The organism is Streptacidiphilus pinicola (assembly GCF_003258295.1).
GTDB lineage: Bacteria > Actinomycetota > Actinomycetes > Streptomycetales > Streptomycetaceae > Streptacidiphilus > Streptacidiphilus pinicola.
In genome coordinates this window covers 1-296 of the sequence record NZ_QKYN01000249.1, presented here as the reverse complement: position 1 = coordinate 296, position 296 = coordinate 1, and the positions used below count along the sequence as shown (strand labels likewise).

General features: G+C 70.3%; 1 pseudogene. It reads left to right on the top strand.

The window, feature by feature from the left end:
• Nucleotides 1-296, top strand: a pseudogene (locus DN069_RS40785) (trypsin-like serine peptidase); the annotation flags it as partial.

The window sequence follows — 296 nt, the reverse complement described above, 5'->3', positions numbered from 1 at the left end:
GACGAGGTCGGTGCCGAGCAGATCGCCTTCGGCGCGGACCGGCCGACCACGGTGGGCGTCATCGGCTACCCGGCCAGCACTGACCAGCCGATCTCCTGCCTGAACTCGCTCACCGCCTACAGCGACACGCAGTCGGAGTTCGACTGCACCGGCTTCTCCGACGGCACCAGCGGCGGACCGCTGCTGCGCGGCATCGACCCGAAGACCGGCCTCGGCACGCTGGTCGGGGTGATAGGCGGGTACCAGGAGGGCGGCGACTCGGACGACGTCTCCTACGCGGTCTACTTCGGCGACCG